Source organism: Methanomassiliicoccales archaeon, assembly GCA_029907465.1.
In the GTDB taxonomy this organism is placed as follows: Archaea; Thermoplasmatota; Thermoplasmata; order Methanomassiliicoccales; family JACIVX01; genus JACIVX01.
The window spans coordinates 1-15,702 of sequence record JARYLV010000004.1 but is presented as its reverse complement, the minus strand read 5'-3'; the positions used below and the strand labels follow the sequence as shown (position 1 = coordinate 15,702).

The following is a 15,702-nucleotide window of genomic DNA, read 5'->3' as shown; positions in this document are numbered from 1 at the left end:
TCATCTAACCTCTGTCTTAAACCCCATTTCTTCCAGGACCTCTTTCACTTTCTTCTTGTGATCTCCTTGCAACTCAATTTTTCCATCTTTTGTAGTGCCACCAGCCGCACATTTTGTCTTCAATTTTCGGGCCAGATCCTCAAGATCGATATCGTTCGCATCGATACCTTCAATGACTGTCACAGTCTTCCCATACCTTCTACTATCAGTGCTGATCTTGACAGTCTGTTGTTCTCTCGCGATTTCTTCACACATGCACAATTCTTTTGGTAGTCCACAAACCGGGCATATCTCGGCCATTACGTTTCTTCCTCCCTTTGGACGGTAAGAATCCGGGCAATGTTCTTCCTGAGAGCTCGGATCCGACCGGGATTTGCCGGTGCTCCGCCCATCGCAGCCGTACCTCTTTCGTGCATGAGCTCATCTTGCAATTCTTTGAGCTTTGTAAGCCGTTCTTCTTTGCTCATCTGGCGTATTTCCGAAGTTCTCAGAAGTGCCATCCGGTTCTACACCTCCTCCAATTTTTCATCATCTTCATCAATCTCATCATTTGACAATGAAATGTCCTCATTTTGATCATCCTTATCATCTTCGATTTCATCGGTTCCAGCATTGTCTAAGGACTCATCAGTTTCAACGGTCGTTTCATCTTCTTTCTGTTCCTCGTGAGCAATAAGAACGTCAGCAAGTTCTGGCAAGGTCTCAACGGCCTTTTCCGGCGGGAGGATCTCAACCTCATCCGGCAACTTTGCCTGAGGGTCCATTATTTCCACACGAACACCAATGACACCTGGCTTGAGCTTAGCAACAGCAAAGCCAGTCTTCATAAACTTCAACCGCGGCTCACCGCAAAACTTGATGTAGCCTTCCTTAAACTTCTCCGTTCTGTGTCTCTGGCCTGTCAATTTGCCAGAAATAACGACCTGGCATCCCCTCGCTCCTGCGTCCATAATACGCCTCACAGTCGAGTGACCTGCCCTCCGGAAATGCCAACCACGTTCGAGAGCGAATGCAAGTTTTTCTGCCATAATTTGAGCGTTCAAATTCGGATTCTCTGCTTCCTGGACCTCAATTTGCGGATTGTCGAACTTGAATCGTTCCTCAATCGCCTTCGTCAAATTCTTGATCGCTACGCCCCTTCGACCAATGACCATACCCGGCCGCTCAGTTATTAGTGTCACCCTGGTTCCCATCGGGGTTCTCTGCACCTCGACACCGCCGAATCCCGCTCTGTCAACCTCTTTCATCAGGAATTCTTTTAGGAGAACTCTACGGATATTCTCAGTCACAAATTTCCTCTCGCTCGCCATTTACTTCATCTCCTCCAGTATGATCTCAATATTTGTTGTCTGCTGATTCCATTGAGTTGCCCTTCCGTACGCCCTTGGTATATATCCCTTGATGGTTCTTCCGAGATTTGCGGTGATTACCTTAATTCGCATGTTCTCAGGATCGAGCCCCTTGTACTCCGCATTATGCTTCGCCCCTTCAAGGACCTTCAAGATCTCCTTTGCTGCTTTTCGTGGGTAACGACCAGGACCTACCCCTCGTTTATGCGAAACCCCCTTCTTGAAACGCTTCATTGGAACGGGTCGCCTCAGGTCAATGATCTCCTGCAAGATTTGTGAGGCCTCCTCTGTTGTTTTTCCTCTGAGGATATTGCAGATTTCCCTAGCGTGCTTTGGTGAGATAGGAAGTTCCTTTCCGATCGCCCTCGATGTAATATCTGGATCCGCTTCAGCAGTGTACCCGACCATCTCATCACCTACTTAAGTGGCAAGAACTTTGACGATCTCGTCGCACCCACACCAGGTCCGGAGTGTTTTACCGGCTTCCGGGTCATCGCAAACTCTCCCAGATAATGACCGATCATCTCAGGCTTGATTTCTATTTCTTTGAATTCTTTTCCGTTATGCACCGCAACTTTTCGGCCGACAAATTCGGGCAGAATTGGAATATCTCTTCGGTGCGTCCTTACCACCGGATATTTGCCTGATTTCAATTTTTCAATAAACGTCCTCTGCTCCTCGTTAAATCCTCTTATAAGCGTACGTCTGACTCTCGCAGGCATGATTGAAACAATCTCATCAAAGGACATCTTAAGGAGTTCTTCAAGTGTATATCCACGATAAGTGAACTCACGCTTGCGCCTCGCTTGGATTGCGCCCTTTTTCTTTCTTGCCTTCCTCCGAGAGGCTTTCGTTCCCGTCAACTTCTCTTCAACCATATTCGCTCACTTCCTCTCCTTTTTCCTCTTCGGCGACAATCGACCAACCTTCCTACCAGGTGGAGCGTTACGACCCACGGTACTTGGCTTCCCAACATGTTGGTGAGAACCTCCGCCGTGAGGGTGATCAACAGGGTTCATAGCGACGCCGCGAACCTTGAAATACGCTTTACTTTTGGACCTATAGGCATGGAACTTCGTGCCGGCCTTTCCAAATGGCTTTTCCTTGTGGCCACCGCCAGCAACGACCCCAATTGTCGCACGACACCTGGGATCAAAGGTCTTCATCGCGCCAGATGGTAATTGGACGACGACTTTGGCACCCCTGCTCACAACCATCGCGGCATTTCCAGCACTCCTCACAAACTTTCCACCATCCCCAGGCCTCGACTCAATATTGTATATAAGAGTCCCTTCGGGAATGCTAGCCAATGGCAATATATTGCCGGGTACGATCGCACCCGAATTTCCAATATAAATCTCCTGGCCGATCTGCATACCCTCTGAGGCGATCATTTTGAAGACCTCCCCTTCGACATCGACCTCAGCGAGTGGCCCCGTTCTGCCAGGTGCATGAATGAGGTCAATAATCCTGCCAACCCCTTCGCTGATTGGAGGCAATTTAATATCACCGCGATGCCGATGACTAGGCGACCGATACTGTGACCCGCCACGACCTCGTCGTTGCTGTCTAAGATTCTTTCCCATTTATACCCTCCTCAGAACACTCCAATTCTCATGCCAATATCTTCGGCAGAATAGCCTTCAGCAAGCTTAATAACCGCGTGCTTACCTTCTTTGCTTATTCTCGTCCAAACTTTTTCGACCTTGACTTCAAATCGCTTCTCAAATGCCTCTTTGATCTCCTTCTTTGTTGCATTTCTCAGCACGATGAATTCGATCTTATTCCCGTCTTTGAAATCCTGAGTCGGCGTACCAGTCATATGATTCATCGATTTTTCAGTAACATATGGATAAAGAAGAACATCCCTAGCCATTCGACCACTCCCCCAATTTGATGAGCGCTGATTCTGAGAATAAGGTGAGGCGACCGGGATCGCCCCCTGGGGCAAGTACTTTTACGTTGAGATTACTAACATCAGAGATTTCAACGCCAGGAAGATTCTCAACGCTTCGCACCAACGGCGCATCTTTATCAGACACGACAATCAGCAAACTGCGTGGAATGCGATACCTCCTATTTCGCATTTTGCCACGACCTGCCCTAATATTGGTGCCCTTGATCGCCCGCCTGACATCTTCAACCACGCCGATGCTTTCGAGAACCTCGAGAACCTCTGCAGTCTTTGATATTTTCTCAATGTCATCTTCAACCACGATGGGTAAAGTCACGCCATCAGCGAACCTGTGCCCACGTCTTCTAACTTTGACTGGATCGGCAACAGCGGCGAGCGCCGATAATTTTGCCAATAACTTTTCCCGTCTGTTGATCTTTTTCGACCAATCCCGCTCCGCATATGGGGGGTGAGCCCTCCGACCACCTACGGTGCCTGGCGATTGAGCGCCTCTTGCGCCCTGGCTCAATCTCTGAACTCTGGCAACACCCCGTCCCTTCCCCCAAGTTGATACTGCATGACGCATTCCTGCTTCAGGTGATGCACCATACGGCTGCCGCTTATTTGCCTCCATTGCCGACACGGCACGCCTGATGAGATCCGGCCTGAACTCAGTGTTGAAAATCGGAGGAAGATCAATCGTCTTTACAATTTCTCCTTTCAACGAATAAACATTGACCCTCTCATTACTGACCATCGTCACACCCCCTGCTTTGATTCCAACGATATGTAAGTGAGCGTTGGAGGCTCTTTTAGTTCAATACCGGTTGGCCGAATCGGGTCCCTTAATCTGATAAGTCGTTTTGCTGGTCCAGGAACCGTGCCGTGAAGAAGAATATAAGTGTTAGCAACTTTTCCGTAATGTAGAAATCCACCCTTGGGCGTGATATCAGTTCCATTGTCCCCGATTTTGAGAACTCTCTTATTGAATTCCGTCCTCTGGTGGTAGCCGACCTGTCCGGCCTGAGGGACGGTGGGCCTCACGTACCCTGGTCTCTTGGGTCCTAAAGTCCCAACAAGTCTCCGATGCTTACTGTTTTTGTGCGATAGAAGTTTGATCCCCCATCGTTTGACAGCGCCCTGGAACCCCTTGCCCTTCGTAATCGCGGAAACGTCGACCATTCCGCCCTCTTTTACAAAATCAGTGATCTTGATCTCCTTCCCTAAAACGGACTTTGCATACTCAAGTCTTTCCTGGATTGTTCCGCCACCGACGCGAATCTCCATTAGGTCGCAAACTTTCTTAGGAACACCGCTGACGAGGCGTGGCTGCGTATAGGCCAAGATCCGCACATCATCGACCGTGACCGCATTGTACTTTTCCCAGGCCTTGTTTGAATCATAGTCTTTCGGAATTGGAAGTCTCCGATTCAAGTCGGGGTCAAGATTTGAAGCCCAAACCTCACCCACTGTTCGCATTCCGTAAGCAGTGTTCTCATACATCCTAACGGCTGCAACTTTCATCGGGGGAACCTCAATAACAGTGATAGGAACCTGCACCTCCTGACCCGAGGTGTTACTTGACGGCCTATAATCCACTAGGAGCGCGTGTGTCATACCGGCCTTATATCCCGCAAATCCCTGGATTTTAGGGCCGTCGCTAATTTCCGGCCAGGAGTCAAGTCTTGGAACTGGACGCTTCGCTCTCTTTCTCGGCGAAAATGCCTTCGAACCTCGAATAGGACGTCTTTTGTTTGGCATGATTCTCCCTCTTCCAGCATTGAGAGAAGCCACTCTCTATGCTACACTTTTCTACATGATCGCGACTATCGCACCTTCGACCGTGACACCATATTCTTCACCCAGAATAGACATAGGGTGCGAATCAGGGATGCTCATTGCATTGCCCAAAGTGTCTGGTCGAACGTCCTTATCGCATTCAGCGATTTCTTGCATAAGGATATCTATATTTAAGCTATGCGGTTCTCCTCAAATGCCAAATCCCTTCCGATGACCGATATCTCGCATGCGAATCTCTGCGATTCCAGCTTATGATTTCTTCCCAGATTATTTTCGTGAGACAAATAAGCATTACATTGTTGGAATCAGCAGATGGTATCCGCCGGGAAACCTTAGTTCAAATAATAAGAGATAGTACAAATAAGAAAATATCTACAATCGTTTGTTGAGAAGTTCTCAAACAGCAATTTCCCCCATCAGTAACCATATATTCAGTGTCAAATGCCCGTTGGCTGGTTATGACGATAACAATGATCGATCCTAGGAATCAGCGTTATCAGAGCTTTCCATCACGCGCTTTCTTCTGAAGTCTGTTTCTCCTTTCTTTTGCGGTGTATCCCGTGGCTCTTTCAAGAAATTGATTGAATCTCTTGATCGTTTCAACACCGACTTCTTCTGGGACACTCGTATCGCTTTCTGTACTAACATGAAGAGCTGATTTTCCAACGAGTTTCGCTTCAAGTCTTTTAAGTGCGCCATAGGATGTAACATATAGGTCGCCTTCTCTCGTAACTGTGCCAAACACTTCCTCTATGATATTCTTAAGTCCCTCGCCTTCGAGATCTTTGTATTTCCCCCTTTTCAATTCGTACTCCAACCACTCACCTCTCTTTGCGTGTTTGTTGGGATGATTTTGTGTTAATCCGATATCCGCTATGGAGATCAGTTTCTCCTCTGTTGCACAACCTCATTCTGATTCCCAATCCGCATTCATATATCTGTCGATATCAACGCTTGTGCCCATGAACTCCTGTATTTCAAGGATCGCTTTCCACCGATTCATGCAAGAGCAATTCAAACCATCAAATTCCTTTTCATCTTGAGAGAATGTGTAGCGCTCTAAAGCTCTAAGCACCTCACCATCACACCTAAAACAATTGTGGGCGCCACGCATTGAGCCGCCGCCAGTTGGTGATGAGAAAACCCGTGTTTCCTTTTCTACCTTGGCCCTCTTAAGGACTTCAACCAACGACCACAACCACGGGGGTCTATAATCACCCTTTTTCCACAAGAACTCAACCACAGTCCCCTTTTGAACGTTGACTGGGTTGATCGAAATGCTCTCAGAAAACCGTGATGCGAATGAGATCGACTTCAAACAGTCTTCAATCGCATCTTTCTCGGTTAGAAAGGGAGGTTTCAAGAGAAGGTAAGTGCGGATTGGGATTCCCGCGTGGTTTAGAAATTTCGCCGCCTTTTCATAGTCTTTAACGGAAAACCCCTTTCTGACGCATTTGGCTAACGTCCTATCTGAGGCACTTTCGAGCCCCATCGCTATTTCCAATTTCTCCCGCGGTAAGTCACAAACATTATCCTCAATTACGAACTCGGGTCTCGTTTCAATTAGAATTCTTTTGGCCCTGTGAAACGCATCAAAAATTTCCCTTCTGGCCTCGCGCGGAATTTCCCGCGGATCTAGGAAGCTCCCCGAGGTGTATATTTTCACTAATTCCTCACCTGAGTAGGCTTCTTTAACATCATTGAGCTGCTCGTGAATTTCTGCTGATCCGATATGTGGATCACTCTCAGCGTTGTATCCGCACATGAGGCATCCTTCTTTTTTTGCCCACCAGCAACCCGATGTTCTGAAAATGACCACCATTGCTCGAACTTTATTTCCATCTAGTACATCCCATTCCTTCCAAACTGAAACGGGTGCTGTAGATCGATTTTTCGTCATTTCTTCTGCCGAATTTGTCCATATCACCTTGATAAAATAAGCCTTTTCATACCATCAGTTTGTTTAACAAACTACAGAGACTCGAACATGCAAATTAGTAATGAAATATCGCTAATGAGAACAGACGCTATGAATGAGAGTGCTTATTGAAGAAAAGATCACTGCAGGTGAGAGTTCTTTCGAAAAAACAAAAATAAGACATTGAAGCTAAGTATTACACAAGGTAACTTTTTGCAACGCTTCTCTGATTGCAAAATTTCCTGAGTTTTTCGAAAAAAATACAACGTCGATTTTGGAAATGTATTAATAGAATTGGTGTAATCTCCCCGCAAGAGGGTTGGTTTCAATGGGTAGGAGGATCATTGTTATAGGTAGTGGCGCTGCGGGGATGACCGCGGCTTCAACCGCGAGGGAGAACAACAAGGATGCTGAAATTAGCGTTTTTACAGAGGACGAATACATCGCCTATTCTCCCTGTGCGATTCCATTTGTATTGGAAGGGAAAATCAAGGACTTCGAGTCGATTGTGATGCATACGCCGGAGTTTTACAAAAAGGAAAGAAACATTATTGTTCACACAAAGACAAAGGTGACCGGCGTCGATCTTGAGAAGAAAATAGTCACCACTTCGGACGGAAAGGAACACGCCTTTGATGCTCTAGTTATCGCCACAGGAGGAACAGTATTCATCCCACCCGTAGAGGGCATCAATTTGCCTGGTGTCTTCACCGTCAGAAACATCGCGGATGGCAAAGCGATTCAAAATGCGATGAAAAACGCGAAATCGGTCGTCGTCGCGGGCGCAGGTGTCATTGGCCTGGAAATGGCAATCGCCCTGAAACATGCTGGGCTTGACGTGACTGTCATCGAAATGTTCCCCCAGGTGATTCCAAGAATTTTCGACGCAGATATGGCAAAGCTCGTTCAGGACTATTGCGAGCAACAGGGCATCAAGTTTGTACTCAACACGCCAATTGGCGGGATTAAAGGTAACGGTAAGGTCGAAAAGGTTATCGCGGGGAATAAGGAGTATCCATGTGACTTCGTGATAATGGCGACTGGCGTTAGGGCCAATCTAGAGATCCCCAACATGCTCGGTCTCGATATCGGCCCACTGGGCGCCGTCAGGGTCAGCCCAACATTACAACCATACAAGAAAGGTAGGCTCGTCAAGGATGTTTACCTTGCTGGTGATGTGATCATGGTTGAAAGCGCTGTTGTACCCGGGCCGACGATGAGCCAGTTAGGATCAAGTGCGGTGAGACAAGGACGTGTGGCCGGTATCAATGCAGCTGGAGGATATGCCTTTTATCCCGGGGTACTAAGCGCGTTCATCAGCAAGATCGGCGAACTGGAAGCAGGTGGAACGGGACTGTCGAAAGGACTTGCGGAATATTATGGCCTCAACGTTGTCGAAGGCAAGGCAACTGGTCTCACGAGAGCTCGATACTACCCTGGTGGAAAGAAACTCACAGTCAAGATCCTCGTTGATAAGGATACTCATAAGATAATTGGATCGCAGATGGTTGGCGGAGAAGAGATTACTGGACGAGTCAACTGGCTGACAGCTGCTATTGTGAAGGGGACGACTGTCGAGGAATTTGTCGCGGCCTTCGAGAACGCGTATTGCCCGCCCACGTCGATGGTCATGGACGTTGTCAACCTCGCTGCTGAAGATGCGGCGAAAAAGCTATAATCAATAGGGGACAAAAAGGGGAAGACATGGTCAAGGTCATCTTCAAGACTTTCGGACACATCGCGTCTTCAATTGGAACAACTGAGGCCAGGATTGAAACCAATGGGACAACAGTGCAAGACTTTTTGGGAGCGCTGGTCGATAAATACGGCGACAAAATTTCAAAAATCCTTTACCCTAAGGGCTCCCAGATTTCCGATCTTATTTATATCCTTGTCAACGGACGGAACATCAGACACATAAATGGCCTCCAGACCGAGATCAAGGACGGGGATGTGATTTCAGTCTTCCCAGTAACCGCGGGTGGATAATCCTCATCCCGACATCCCCCATTTCATTTTACAATTCAATTTTTGGGTATCCAGGATTGAAACATTTTATATTCTGCGGAAAGTGCAATGAAATCTGTTAAATAGAAGCCAGCATGAATCCAACCTCTTAATACCCCCTGCAACCCTATTTCGATCAAAATAGCTGGTCTTAATCACAATTTATTAGCACAAATGTTTTTTTAGGATGAATGATTTCTCGCATTGAACCACATGGACGCAGGAACTCGCTACGAAATCGTGACGAAGAATGCAGAGGAAGTCGTGACGAAAGAAGAATTAAGGAATTTACTTGAAACAGAGACATCCCCGCATGCATATATCGGATTCGAACCATCTGGACTTGTGCACATCGGATGGATGATCTGCGCAAACAAGATCATTGATTTCATTAATGCAGGGTTCAAATTTACGATTTTTTTCGCAGACTGGCATGCTTTCATCAACGATAAATTAACGGGGGACGTTGAGAAAATAAGGATATGTGCCCGATACATGGAAGACTGCTTTGAAGCGCTCGGCATTGAAAAGAACAAAGTCAAATTCCGTCTGGCGTCGGAGATTATGTCAAATATCTCGTATTGGGAGAAGGTCATCAGAATCGGCAAGGTCTCGACGCTTACAAGAATCAAAAGGGCCATGACGATAATGGGCAGGCAGGAGGAGGAGGCTGACCTGGATTCATCAAAGGTGATGTACCCCCTAATGCAGGCAGCTGATATTTTTGAACTCAATGTCGACGTTGCCTATGCGGGTATGGATCAGCGTCGGGCTCACATGCTCGCACGCGAGGCTGCTGAAAGACTAGGGTGGAAGAAGCCGATTGCCTTACATACGCCACTACTGCCGGGCCTCCGCGGTGGAAATAGGATGGATCCGATCGCGTCGAAGATGTCAAAAAGTGATCCTGACAGCGGCATTCTTATCCATGATCCTCCTGAAGACATCAAAAGAAAAATCGGAAAGGCATTTTGCCCACCTGAAGTTGAAGGGAATCCGATTCTCCTTCTTTATAAATATGTGATCTTTAACCAGAAAAAGGACGTCACGATCGACCGACCAAGTAAGTATGGCGGCCCTATTAGCTTCTCAAGTTACGATGATCTTGAAAAGGCCTACGCCTCCTCACAAATCCATCCAATGGACCTGAAGAACGGGGCGGGCGAAGCTCTCATCGAGATCCTGCGACCTGTGAGAGAATATTTTGAGAGGAAACCTGATAAGCTCGAAGCAATGCGCAAGATCATTGCCGAGATGCGTTGATTTGAGTTTTTACCGTTTAGCGAGCGTAGGCTGCTCAAGCCTTCTCAAAAAGTCAAGAGCACGTTGCATGCAAATATTCAGAATTGCCTCTATATCACCGACCCCCATCAGTCCAGCAGCACCCCCATGCCCTCCTCCGTCATTCGAAGTCTCCGTCCCAATGTCCTCAAGCATTTTTCCCAGGTGCAGTCCCTTCCTAACAATTTCTGGCCTCGCCCTCGCACTGACCCTAAAAGACTCGTTTCTTTGCGATCCAACGAATGCCACATCAGCGCCGAGCATAATCAGCGATTTGCACACTGAACTCTCAAAGGCGCTACCGTGGGAGATCGCAACAATATAACCGTTCGTTCTCTCGAACCTCAAGCGTTGAGCGCCCTTGAGCTGTGAAATTCTCTCGGATATATCGGGCTCAATGTCGATGAAACTTGTAACCTCGTCCATATTGATGTTTGCTTTCTCCATGATATCAGCGAAGTCCCTGAGCAAAGATGGAGTGGCGAATGCGAAGTGCCCGCTATCCGTCAACATTCCCGATAAAAGCGCTAGACCGACATCTCGAGTGATTTCGATCCTCGCTGTTTTGAGCATTTCGAAAACGATTTCCGCGCAACTTCTCTTAGAATCGTCACAGTAATAAAGACAATTTGACCATCGGTCTGAGAACGCGTGATGGTCGATCACAATGCACTTTTCCGGGGATGGTAGCGAGATGTCTAGCTGGTCAGGAGAAGAGGTATCGACAACAACGAATGTATCGTAATCAGATAGATCGATCGTCTCGAAAACCGTGATATTCAATTTTTCCGCGATGATCTTTGATATCCGATCGAGCCCACCTGGTGCTATGATGGTTGCCTCCGGAAAACACCGACAGATCGCAAAAGCACAGCCGAGAGCATCAGGATCTGCATTGCCATGGAGAAGAATCAATTTCTTTCCAATCTGGAGTCTCTGCACGATCGCGTTTAGCATGCAAAATCCGAGGAGTGTCGATGGGATATATGCATCTTTCGAGGTCGACAATCTAATAAGGCCTCAGAGATAAGAGCCTCCACCTCTGTTCGCTTTGACTAAATGATTGTTGCATTCAAACAGAACACTTGACTGATGAATAAAAAAGAAAAAATTAAGTGATCCAGCGATCGATCATCCAGCTGTTTCTTGTTTTGCACCAAGGGCCCTGGAAATCTGGTCCTGCAGTGTTTGATAACGTTCTCGAAGGGCTTTTTCTTGGCGATCGAGGGTCTTGACCCTGATCTCCAGTGTTTCCTTGTCTTCCTGAATCTCCTTGACAACACTTTCCTTATCTTTCGCCCTGATTAACAATGAGCCAACACTCTTATAGATCGGGACATCATCCGTCACTTTGCCAAGTTCCTCTAGCGTTCGTTCAATTTCCCTCAACTGTGCCTCCATCTGAAATTTCTGAGTGAGAACCGCTTGTAGCTGCTGCTGCAGCTGCTGGAACTGTGCGATTTGATTTTGAAGTTTCGGACTCAATTCATCCATATGACTCACCTATCGTCGTTGAAACATCTTCTGCCAATTTCATCCATCTAAGATAGGAATTGATGGCCGCTCTTAAGGCAGAAAGATCGGTAGCCTGAATTTCAAGGACGAGTTCGTTCCGATTGAAACGCGATTGAACCCTCGTCCTCGGTATTTCTCTTCCTATCTCCGGAGAAATGGCACCGTAAACAACATCCGCCTTCGGGGAAAAAAGTCTCAGTGTGGCTTTGTGCATTTCGATTCCGATCCTATTTTGCCTTAATCACTTTTTTCACGTTTGGCCTTTCTTTATAGAAGATCTTGGAACCGCATGCCTCACACTGAATGCCCACGGTATTGACGTTAGAATGAATCGGTTTGTTACATTTCCCACATTTGTACATCTCAACTACCTCCTTTTGTACTCTCTTCAAGCATGGCTTCCTCAGATACAATCTTTCTCGTGACCGGCGAATAAGCGCTGGCGGCAAATTTCATTTCACAATGGCGACAGACCCAGATACCTGAAGCCAATCTCCTTACGCTGATATGATGGCAATTTGGGCATTCGTACTTATTCCTCTGAAGTTTCTCGATATCTCTGATCAACTTCCTGACACGCACGCCGTACCTCGCACCGAATCTTCCAGCTGTTCCTACCTTCTCAGTACCCCTGGACATTCTCATCACCCAACTAATTTTCTCAATTCCTTTCCGAGACGCTGAGAGGTCTCGATAATCTTTTTTATCTGATCGATTGTGAGTGATCCCTTCAGGCCCTTTTGCATGGCTCTGATGTCGCCATTTTCATCCGTCGTCACGGTGAGACGCGCGGCAGCGACCTTTTCTTCATCGAGAGTCGGGTCAACCAATATAGAATTTTCTATTTGAACGGCAGTTACGGACATGGGAAGGCACTTGATCGGCAGCTTGAAGTCCTCCCCTTTCCCGTATCGCGAAGCTGGTACAACTGTTGACTTAAGTGCAGCGACCGCTCCCAGAAATGAAGCGTCGAAAAGATTTCCATCGTAATCCAATACGTAGATATCAACAAAGCAAATCCAGACCTCTTCGTTCGGCACAATGCATAGCGCGTCGAGATCAATCATTTCGCTTTCGCGTATGCCCCTATCAACAACACGGGCAAGTTCGATCGCATTCTCATCAGGGGGACCTGGCTCGAAAGTCGGTGAAGCTAATGGAATGAGCTCCGCGTTTGTTGCAAGAACCCCCTTGTCTGGTGTATCGGGGAAGGGGATCCCCGTTTCCATTTTTACACCGACTAGCACGTCGGTATTGCCTAACCTGACTCTGGCAGAACCTTCCGCGGTCTCGGTGAAATTCGTCTGAATCGTGATCTCCCTGAATTCATCCCAGTTTCGCCCGTCAACCCTCTTTCCTCGCGCAAGGAGCCTATGAATATGATCCTTTTTAATCTCTGACATCACTGAGCGTGCCATTTTTACTCCTCCATCGTACTTTGCGCGTGCTGCCCTTCTTCAAACGCCTCGATCTCTTCTACTGCGTACCTTCGCCTCAACGCGTCCTTCTGCAGTTGATAAATCTTCTCGCAGGCTTTATAGCCCAAGTCAATTGCCTTATTAAATTCTTCGATAGTCATGTGACCGTCCATCTGCATGAGCAAGACCTCACCAGTCCTCGGAATGATCGCCATCGGGAGATCTGCCTGACCGTGATTATCTTCCTCCTTACTCAGATCGAGAACGACCTGATTGTCAACCTTCCCGACGGCAACAGCAGGAACTAAGTCCTTCATCGGTACGCCGGCGTCAGCAAGTGCCACAGAGGCTGCTGTAAGGCCCGCGCACCGCGTGCCAGCATTTGCCTGCAAAATCTCAATGTAGATGTCAATCGATGTACGCGGGAAGTATTCTGTGAAAATCACGTATTCAAGGGCTTCTGCAATAATCTTCGAGATCTCAACAGATCTCCGGTCTGGTCCCGGCCTTTTTCGTTCCATCACAGAAAATGCGATCATGTTATACCTGCATTGAACAAGTGCTTTCGACGGATCTTGCAGATGCCTGGGATGACACTCCCGTGGACCATAAACAGCCGCAATCACCTTGTTTTTTCCCCATTCCACGTAGGCAGAGCCGTCGGCCCTTTTCAGAACACCTGCCTCTATCCTGATAGGCCTGAGTTCATCTACCTTCCTACCGTCAACCCTCAAGCCGTTTTCATCAATCAACCTTATTGCCTCCATAAAATCACCATCAGTGACACATCATTGTTGCTTTCCGTTCATGCCAGAGCGTACCATCGACTCAAGATACTCCTTTACTCTTTCAGTCAAACGAAGTGTTTGAGCTCCTTCTTCAATCATCTTAATTGCTCGGATAGCATAAACGATATTCTCAATATCCCCATCCAACCAAATCCTCCCGTTCTGTCCTACAAAAATCCTGCAATTTGTAAGGCTCTTAATCATCTGTATCATCGAGCCGCCCTTACCGATAACGCGTGGCACTTTGCTGTGAGATATATCGATAACTTGACCACCTTGCAATTTCCTCAAACCTTGCTCTTTCATCGTAACCTGAACCCTCTTGGTCTCATCGACGAGCAAAACCTTCGCGAGGATGGTATCACCGACATTGAGATACCGTGCAGTGTCTCCAAATTCCACCTTCCATGGTACCTCGGTGACGTGTAAGGGAGCAGGATAGGGAGAATTGATATCGACAAGCCAATTCGACGGGCCTATATCAACAATCTTACCTATAACAGTGTCTCCAGGCGACGGGATGTAGGGGCCTCCCAAAGGAATGACGTTGACAAAATTTGATTTGATACTCTTAATCCCGAGCTGAGAGGCATAGATTTTTCCGTCTGATACGTATGTTCCATCACCCGGCTTGAGCCTCCCGGAATCAAGCAAATCGCCAGGAACGACAATTTCCCTGATGGGCTTCGCCAAGCTCTCCTTTTCTTTATTGAAATCTCTTTCACTTTCTTTCATATTCTCGTGTCTCGCTTTCATTTTATCATGATAATTTTCAATCCTAAACAATTCACTTGAGGATCTTCGTCTCAACATTACCCCTTGTTTTTTCATTGAGGCGATTTAAAAACTCATCTCTCATTCCGGCAGGGAGCTCGACAATACCGATCCAGCTGCCATTCGGTTGCCACTCCTCCCTTGTAATCTTTCCCATCTGCGTTATGTCCTCATAACACCGACCATATTCATCGCCAGAAAGTCTGACAGCAATCCTCACTTTGTCGAATCGAATTGGAATGATTGGCCGCAATGCATCAAGAACTGCTTTCACCTGCACCTCAACCGGCTTGAACGGATCGATATGAACTCTTGCCTCCTCCATTGCCAGTTCGATTCTCTGAGGCGGATGGGGTGCTCCTGTCTGCGGGTTTATCGCATTTCTCGCGATCTCCGCAATAATTCTCTTCCGCTTGCTTTCTTGCATTTCCCTGCGTTGCTGAGTCGTAAGCTGCACTTCGCCTTTGAGAATAATCTGCTTCGCAACTTCAACAGGATCGGTCGTTCCGAAGACTTCCTTAATCTTCTCTTCCGAGGGATGCGTACCTTTTCTAGCATTGCGAAAGATCTCGTCAATTACCATGTAGTCGGTTAGTTCGACCTCCTTCCCTTCCCTGATTAAGTTGACAACTTTCGGATCGATGAGAATCTCGAAGGTCTCGCCGTGGGATTCGAGACGAGCGATAATCGCTTCCTCAATGTCGACCATCTGCACCCCGGTTACAATGCGTTTGCCTTTTCAACGTATGCCTCGACTTCTGACTCCTCCATACGCCTGAACTTCTCTCCGCGCCTGACGATCCCGATCTCCACTGCTTTTGGATTGAGTTTTTCCTCTTCAGTCGCTTTCTTCAGGGCCTTGAGACCGAGCAGTATAGCGGCTTCCATGTCCATCCCCTCTCGATACTCCTCCTCGAAAATTTCCATGACGACATTTCTTCCCGCTCCAATACTGCCC

The 15,702-nt window shown here is 47.4% G+C and carries 25 protein-coding genes; 3 read left to right on the top strand and 22 right to left on the bottom strand.

Annotation, left to right across the window (positions count from 1 at the left end):
- The 12 genes from yciH to QHH00_02350 form a co-directional block, all read right to left on the bottom strand.
- On the bottom strand, nt 1–300 hold the full coding sequence (yciH, locus tag QHH00_02405) for a stress response translation initiation inhibitor YciH (protein MDH7508236.1): 300 nt from the start codon (nt 298–300) through the stop codon (nt 1–3).
- Nucleotides 300–500, bottom strand: coding sequence for a 50S ribosomal protein L29 (rpmC, locus tag QHH00_02400; GenBank protein MDH7508235.1), 201 nt, complete (start codon nt 498–500; stop codon nt 300–302). Before rpmC ends, yciH begins: the two co-directional genes overlap by 1 nt.
- Before the next feature lie 6 nt (nt 501–506).
- A complete protein-coding gene (locus QHH00_02395; protein ID MDH7508234.1) occupies nt 507–1,310 on the bottom strand; it encodes a 30S ribosomal protein S3 in 804 nt (267 codons plus the stop codon).
- Entirely contained in the window at nt 1,311–1,757 is a 447-nt protein-coding gene (locus QHH00_02390) for a 50S ribosomal protein L22 (protein ID MDH7508233.1), read from the bottom strand. It lies immediately after the preceding gene.
- Nucleotides 1,758–1,765: 8 nt separating this feature from the next.
- Nucleotides 1,766–2,227, bottom strand: coding sequence for a 30S ribosomal protein S19 (locus QHH00_02385; protein ID MDH7508232.1), 462 nt, complete (start codon nt 2,225–2,227; stop codon nt 1,766–1,768).
- A 6-nt stretch (nt 2,228–2,233) separates the two neighbouring features.
- Nucleotides 2,234–2,935: a 50S ribosomal protein L2 gene (locus QHH00_02380; protein ID MDH7508231.1), complete on the bottom strand. Its 702-nt coding sequence runs from the start codon at nt 2,933–2,935 to the stop codon at nt 2,234–2,236.
- Nucleotides 2,936–2,946: 11 nt separating this feature from the next.
- The gene (locus tag QHH00_02375) at nt 2,947–3,225 is read right to left on the bottom strand and encodes a 50S ribosomal protein L23 (protein MDH7508230.1); all 279 of its coding nucleotides are present in this window, start codon (nt 3,223–3,225) and stop codon (nt 2,947–2,949) included.
- The gene (gene rpl4p, locus QHH00_02370) at nt 3,218–4,000 is read right to left on the bottom strand and encodes a 50S ribosomal protein L4 (protein MDH7508229.1); all 783 of its coding nucleotides are present in this window, start codon (nt 3,998–4,000) and stop codon (nt 3,218–3,220) included. The genes QHH00_02375 and rpl4p overlap by 8 nt, the downstream gene beginning before the upstream one ends.
- 2 nt (nt 4,001–4,002) lie before the next feature.
- Nucleotides 4,003–5,004, bottom strand: coding sequence for a 50S ribosomal protein L3 (locus QHH00_02365; GenBank protein MDH7508228.1), 1,002 nt, complete (start codon nt 5,002–5,004; stop codon nt 4,003–4,005).
- 51 nt (nt 5,005–5,055) lie between these two features.
- Nucleotides 5,056–5,199, bottom strand: coding sequence for a hypothetical protein (locus QHH00_02360; GenBank protein MDH7508227.1), 144 nt, complete (start codon nt 5,197–5,199; stop codon nt 5,056–5,058).
- A 340-nt stretch (nt 5,200–5,539) separates the two neighbouring features.
- Nucleotides 5,540–5,860, bottom strand: coding sequence for a DUF5611 family protein (locus QHH00_02355; protein MDH7508226.1), 321 nt, complete (start codon nt 5,858–5,860; stop codon nt 5,540–5,542).
- Nucleotides 5,861–5,950: 90 nt separating this feature from the next.
- Entirely contained in the window at nt 5,951–6,943 is a 993-nt protein-coding gene (locus QHH00_02350) for an archaeosine biosynthesis radical SAM protein RaSEA (GenBank protein ID MDH7508225.1), read from the bottom strand.
- A 346-nt stretch (nt 6,944–7,289) separates the two neighbouring features.
- Between QHH00_02350 and QHH00_02345 the strand changes: the two genes are divergently transcribed.
- The 3 genes from QHH00_02345 (at nt 7,290) to QHH00_02335 (ending at nt 10,231) form a co-directional block, all read left to right on the top strand.
- A complete protein-coding gene (locus QHH00_02345) occupies nt 7,290–8,639 on the top strand; it encodes an FAD-dependent oxidoreductase (protein ID MDH7508224.1) in 1,350 nt (449 codons plus the stop codon).
- A gap of 26 nt (nt 8,640–8,665) precedes the next feature.
- On the top strand, nt 8,666–8,950 hold the full coding sequence (locus tag QHH00_02340) for a MoaD family protein (protein MDH7508223.1): 285 nt from the start codon (nt 8,666–8,668) through the stop codon (nt 8,948–8,950).
- A gap of 231 nt (nt 8,951–9,181) precedes the next feature.
- Nucleotides 9,182–10,231, top strand: a complete 1,050-nt coding sequence (locus tag QHH00_02335; protein MDH7508222.1) for a tyrosine--tRNA ligase — start codon at nt 9,182–9,184, stop codon at nt 10,229–10,231.
- Nucleotides 10,232–10,240: 9 nt separating this feature from the next.
- Here the strand turns inward: QHH00_02335 and QHH00_02330 are convergent, their stop codons facing one another.
- From QHH00_02330 to QHH00_02285, 10 genes are all read right to left on the bottom strand, one after another.
- Complete coding sequence (locus QHH00_02330) at nt 10,241–11,206, bottom strand: DHH family phosphoesterase (protein MDH7508221.1); 966 nt, start codon at nt 11,204–11,206, stop codon at nt 10,241–10,243.
- A gap of 174 nt (nt 11,207–11,380) precedes the next feature.
- Nucleotides 11,381–11,743: a prefoldin subunit beta gene (locus QHH00_02325; GenBank protein ID MDH7508220.1), complete on the bottom strand. Its 363-nt coding sequence runs from the start codon at nt 11,741–11,743 to the stop codon at nt 11,381–11,383.
- Nucleotides 11,736–11,978, bottom strand: coding sequence for a KEOPS complex subunit Pcc1 (locus tag QHH00_02320; protein MDH7508219.1), 243 nt, complete (start codon nt 11,976–11,978; stop codon nt 11,736–11,738). The genes QHH00_02325 and QHH00_02320 overlap by 8 nt, the downstream gene beginning before the upstream one ends.
- 13 nt (nt 11,979–11,991) lie before the next feature.
- Nucleotides 11,992–12,126 (bottom strand): DNA-directed RNA polymerase subunit P, encoded by a 135-nt coding sequence (locus QHH00_02315; protein MDH7508218.1) that lies wholly within the window; start codon nt 12,124–12,126, stop codon nt 11,992–11,994.
- A 1-nt stretch (nt 12,127) separates the two neighbouring features.
- Entirely contained in the window at nt 12,128–12,403 is a 276-nt protein-coding gene (locus QHH00_02310; protein MDH7508217.1) for a 50S ribosomal protein L37ae, read from the bottom strand.
- Between the two features lie 5 nt (nt 12,404–12,408).
- Nucleotides 12,409–13,182, bottom strand: coding sequence for an exosome complex protein Rrp42 (rrp42, locus tag QHH00_02305; protein MDH7508216.1), 774 nt, complete (start codon nt 13,180–13,182; stop codon nt 12,409–12,411).
- Nucleotides 13,183–13,184: 2 nt separating this feature from the next.
- Entirely contained in the window at nt 13,185–13,949 is a 765-nt protein-coding gene (gene rrp41, locus QHH00_02300; protein MDH7508215.1) for an exosome complex exonuclease Rrp41, read from the bottom strand.
- Nucleotides 13,950–13,970: 21 nt separating this feature from the next.
- Nucleotides 13,971–14,705, bottom strand: a complete 735-nt coding sequence (gene rrp4, locus QHH00_02295) for an exosome complex RNA-binding protein Rrp4 (GenBank protein ID MDH7508214.1) — start codon at nt 14,703–14,705, stop codon at nt 13,971–13,973.
- 52 nt (nt 14,706–14,757) lie between these two features.
- Nucleotides 14,758–15,453 (bottom strand): ribosome assembly factor SBDS, encoded by a 696-nt coding sequence (locus QHH00_02290; protein MDH7508213.1) that lies wholly within the window; start codon nt 15,451–15,453, stop codon nt 14,758–14,760.
- A gap of 11 nt (nt 15,454–15,464) precedes the next feature.
- Nucleotides 15,465–15,702 (bottom strand): proteasome subunit alpha (locus tag QHH00_02285; protein MDH7508212.1); only part of this gene is annotated, 238 nt, incomplete at its 5' end.

Bases quoted from the DNA above. Each gene is read 5' to 3' on its own strand.
- QHH00_02390 (MDH7508233.1), bottom strand. From the start codon at position 1,757: ATGGTCGGGTACACTGCTGAAGCGGATCCAGATATTACATCGAGGGCG.
- QHH00_02350 (MDH7508225.1), bottom strand. From the start codon at position 6,943: ATGACGAAAAATCGATCTACAGCACCCGTTTCAGTTTGGAAGGAATGG.
- QHH00_02315 (MDH7508218.1), bottom strand. From the start codon at position 12,126: ATGTACAAATGTGGGAAATGTAACAAACCGATTCATTCTAACGTCAAT.
- QHH00_02360 (MDH7508227.1), bottom strand. From the start codon at position 5,199: ATGCAAGAAATCGCTGAATGCGATAAGGACGTTCGACCAGACACTTTG.
- QHH00_02330 (MDH7508221.1), bottom strand. From the start codon at position 11,206: ATGCTAAACGCGATCGTGCAGAGACTCCAGATTGGAAAGAAATTGATT.
- rpl4p (MDH7508229.1), bottom strand. From the start codon at position 4,000: ATGGTCAGTAATGAGAGGGTCAATGTTTATTCGTTGAAAGGAGAAATT.
- QHH00_02395 (MDH7508234.1), bottom strand. From the start codon at position 1,310: ATGGCGAGCGAGAGGAAATTTGTGACTGAGAATATCCGTAGAGTTCTC.
- QHH00_02375 (MDH7508230.1), bottom strand. From the start codon at position 3,225: ATGGCTAGGGATGTTCTTCTTTATCCATATGTTACTGAAAAATCGATG.
- QHH00_02325 (MDH7508220.1), bottom strand. From the start codon at position 11,743: ATGGATGAATTGAGTCCGAAACTTCAAAATCAAATCGCACAGTTCCAG.
- rrp42 (MDH7508216.1), bottom strand. From the start codon at position 13,182: ATGGCACGCTCAGTGATGTCAGAGATTAAAAAGGATCATATTCATAGG.
- QHH00_02320 (MDH7508219.1), bottom strand. From the start codon at position 11,978: ATGCACAAAGCCACACTGAGACTTTTTTCCCCGAAGGCGGATGTTGTT.
- yciH (MDH7508236.1), bottom strand. From the start codon at position 300: ATGGCCGAGATATGCCCGGTTTGTGGACTACCAAAAGAATTGTGCATG.
- rrp4 (MDH7508214.1), bottom strand. From the start codon at position 14,705: ATGAAAGAAAGTGAAAGAGATTTCAATAAAGAAAAGGAGAGCTTGGCG.
- QHH00_02345 (MDH7508224.1), top strand. From the start codon at position 7,290: ATGGGTAGGAGGATCATTGTTATAGGTAGTGGCGCTGCGGGGATGACC.
- QHH00_02385 (MDH7508232.1), bottom strand. From the start codon at position 2,227: ATGGTTGAAGAGAAGTTGACGGGAACGAAAGCCTCTCGGAGGAAGGCA.
- QHH00_02340 (MDH7508223.1), top strand. From the start codon at position 8,666: ATGGTCAAGGTCATCTTCAAGACTTTCGGACACATCGCGTCTTCAATT.
- QHH00_02365 (MDH7508228.1), bottom strand. From the start codon at position 5,004: ATGCCAAACAAAAGACGTCCTATTCGAGGTTCGAAGGCATTTTCGCCG.
- QHH00_02335 (MDH7508222.1), top strand. From the start codon at position 9,182: ATGGACGCAGGAACTCGCTACGAAATCGTGACGAAGAATGCAGAGGAA.
- rrp41 (MDH7508215.1), bottom strand. From the start codon at position 13,949: ATGGAGGCAATAAGGTTGATTGATGAAAACGGCTTGAGGGTTGACGGT.
- QHH00_02290 (MDH7508213.1), bottom strand. From the start codon at position 15,453: ATGGTCGACATTGAGGAAGCGATTATCGCTCGTCTCGAATCCCACGGC.
- rpmC (MDH7508235.1), bottom strand. From the start codon at position 500: ATGGCACTTCTGAGAACTTCGGAAATACGCCAGATGAGCAAAGAAGAA.
- QHH00_02380 (MDH7508231.1), bottom strand. From the start codon at position 2,935: ATGGGAAAGAATCTTAGACAGCAACGACGAGGTCGTGGCGGGTCACAG.
- QHH00_02310 (MDH7508217.1), bottom strand. From the start codon at position 12,403: ATGTCCAGGGGTACTGAGAAGGTAGGAACAGCTGGAAGATTCGGTGCG.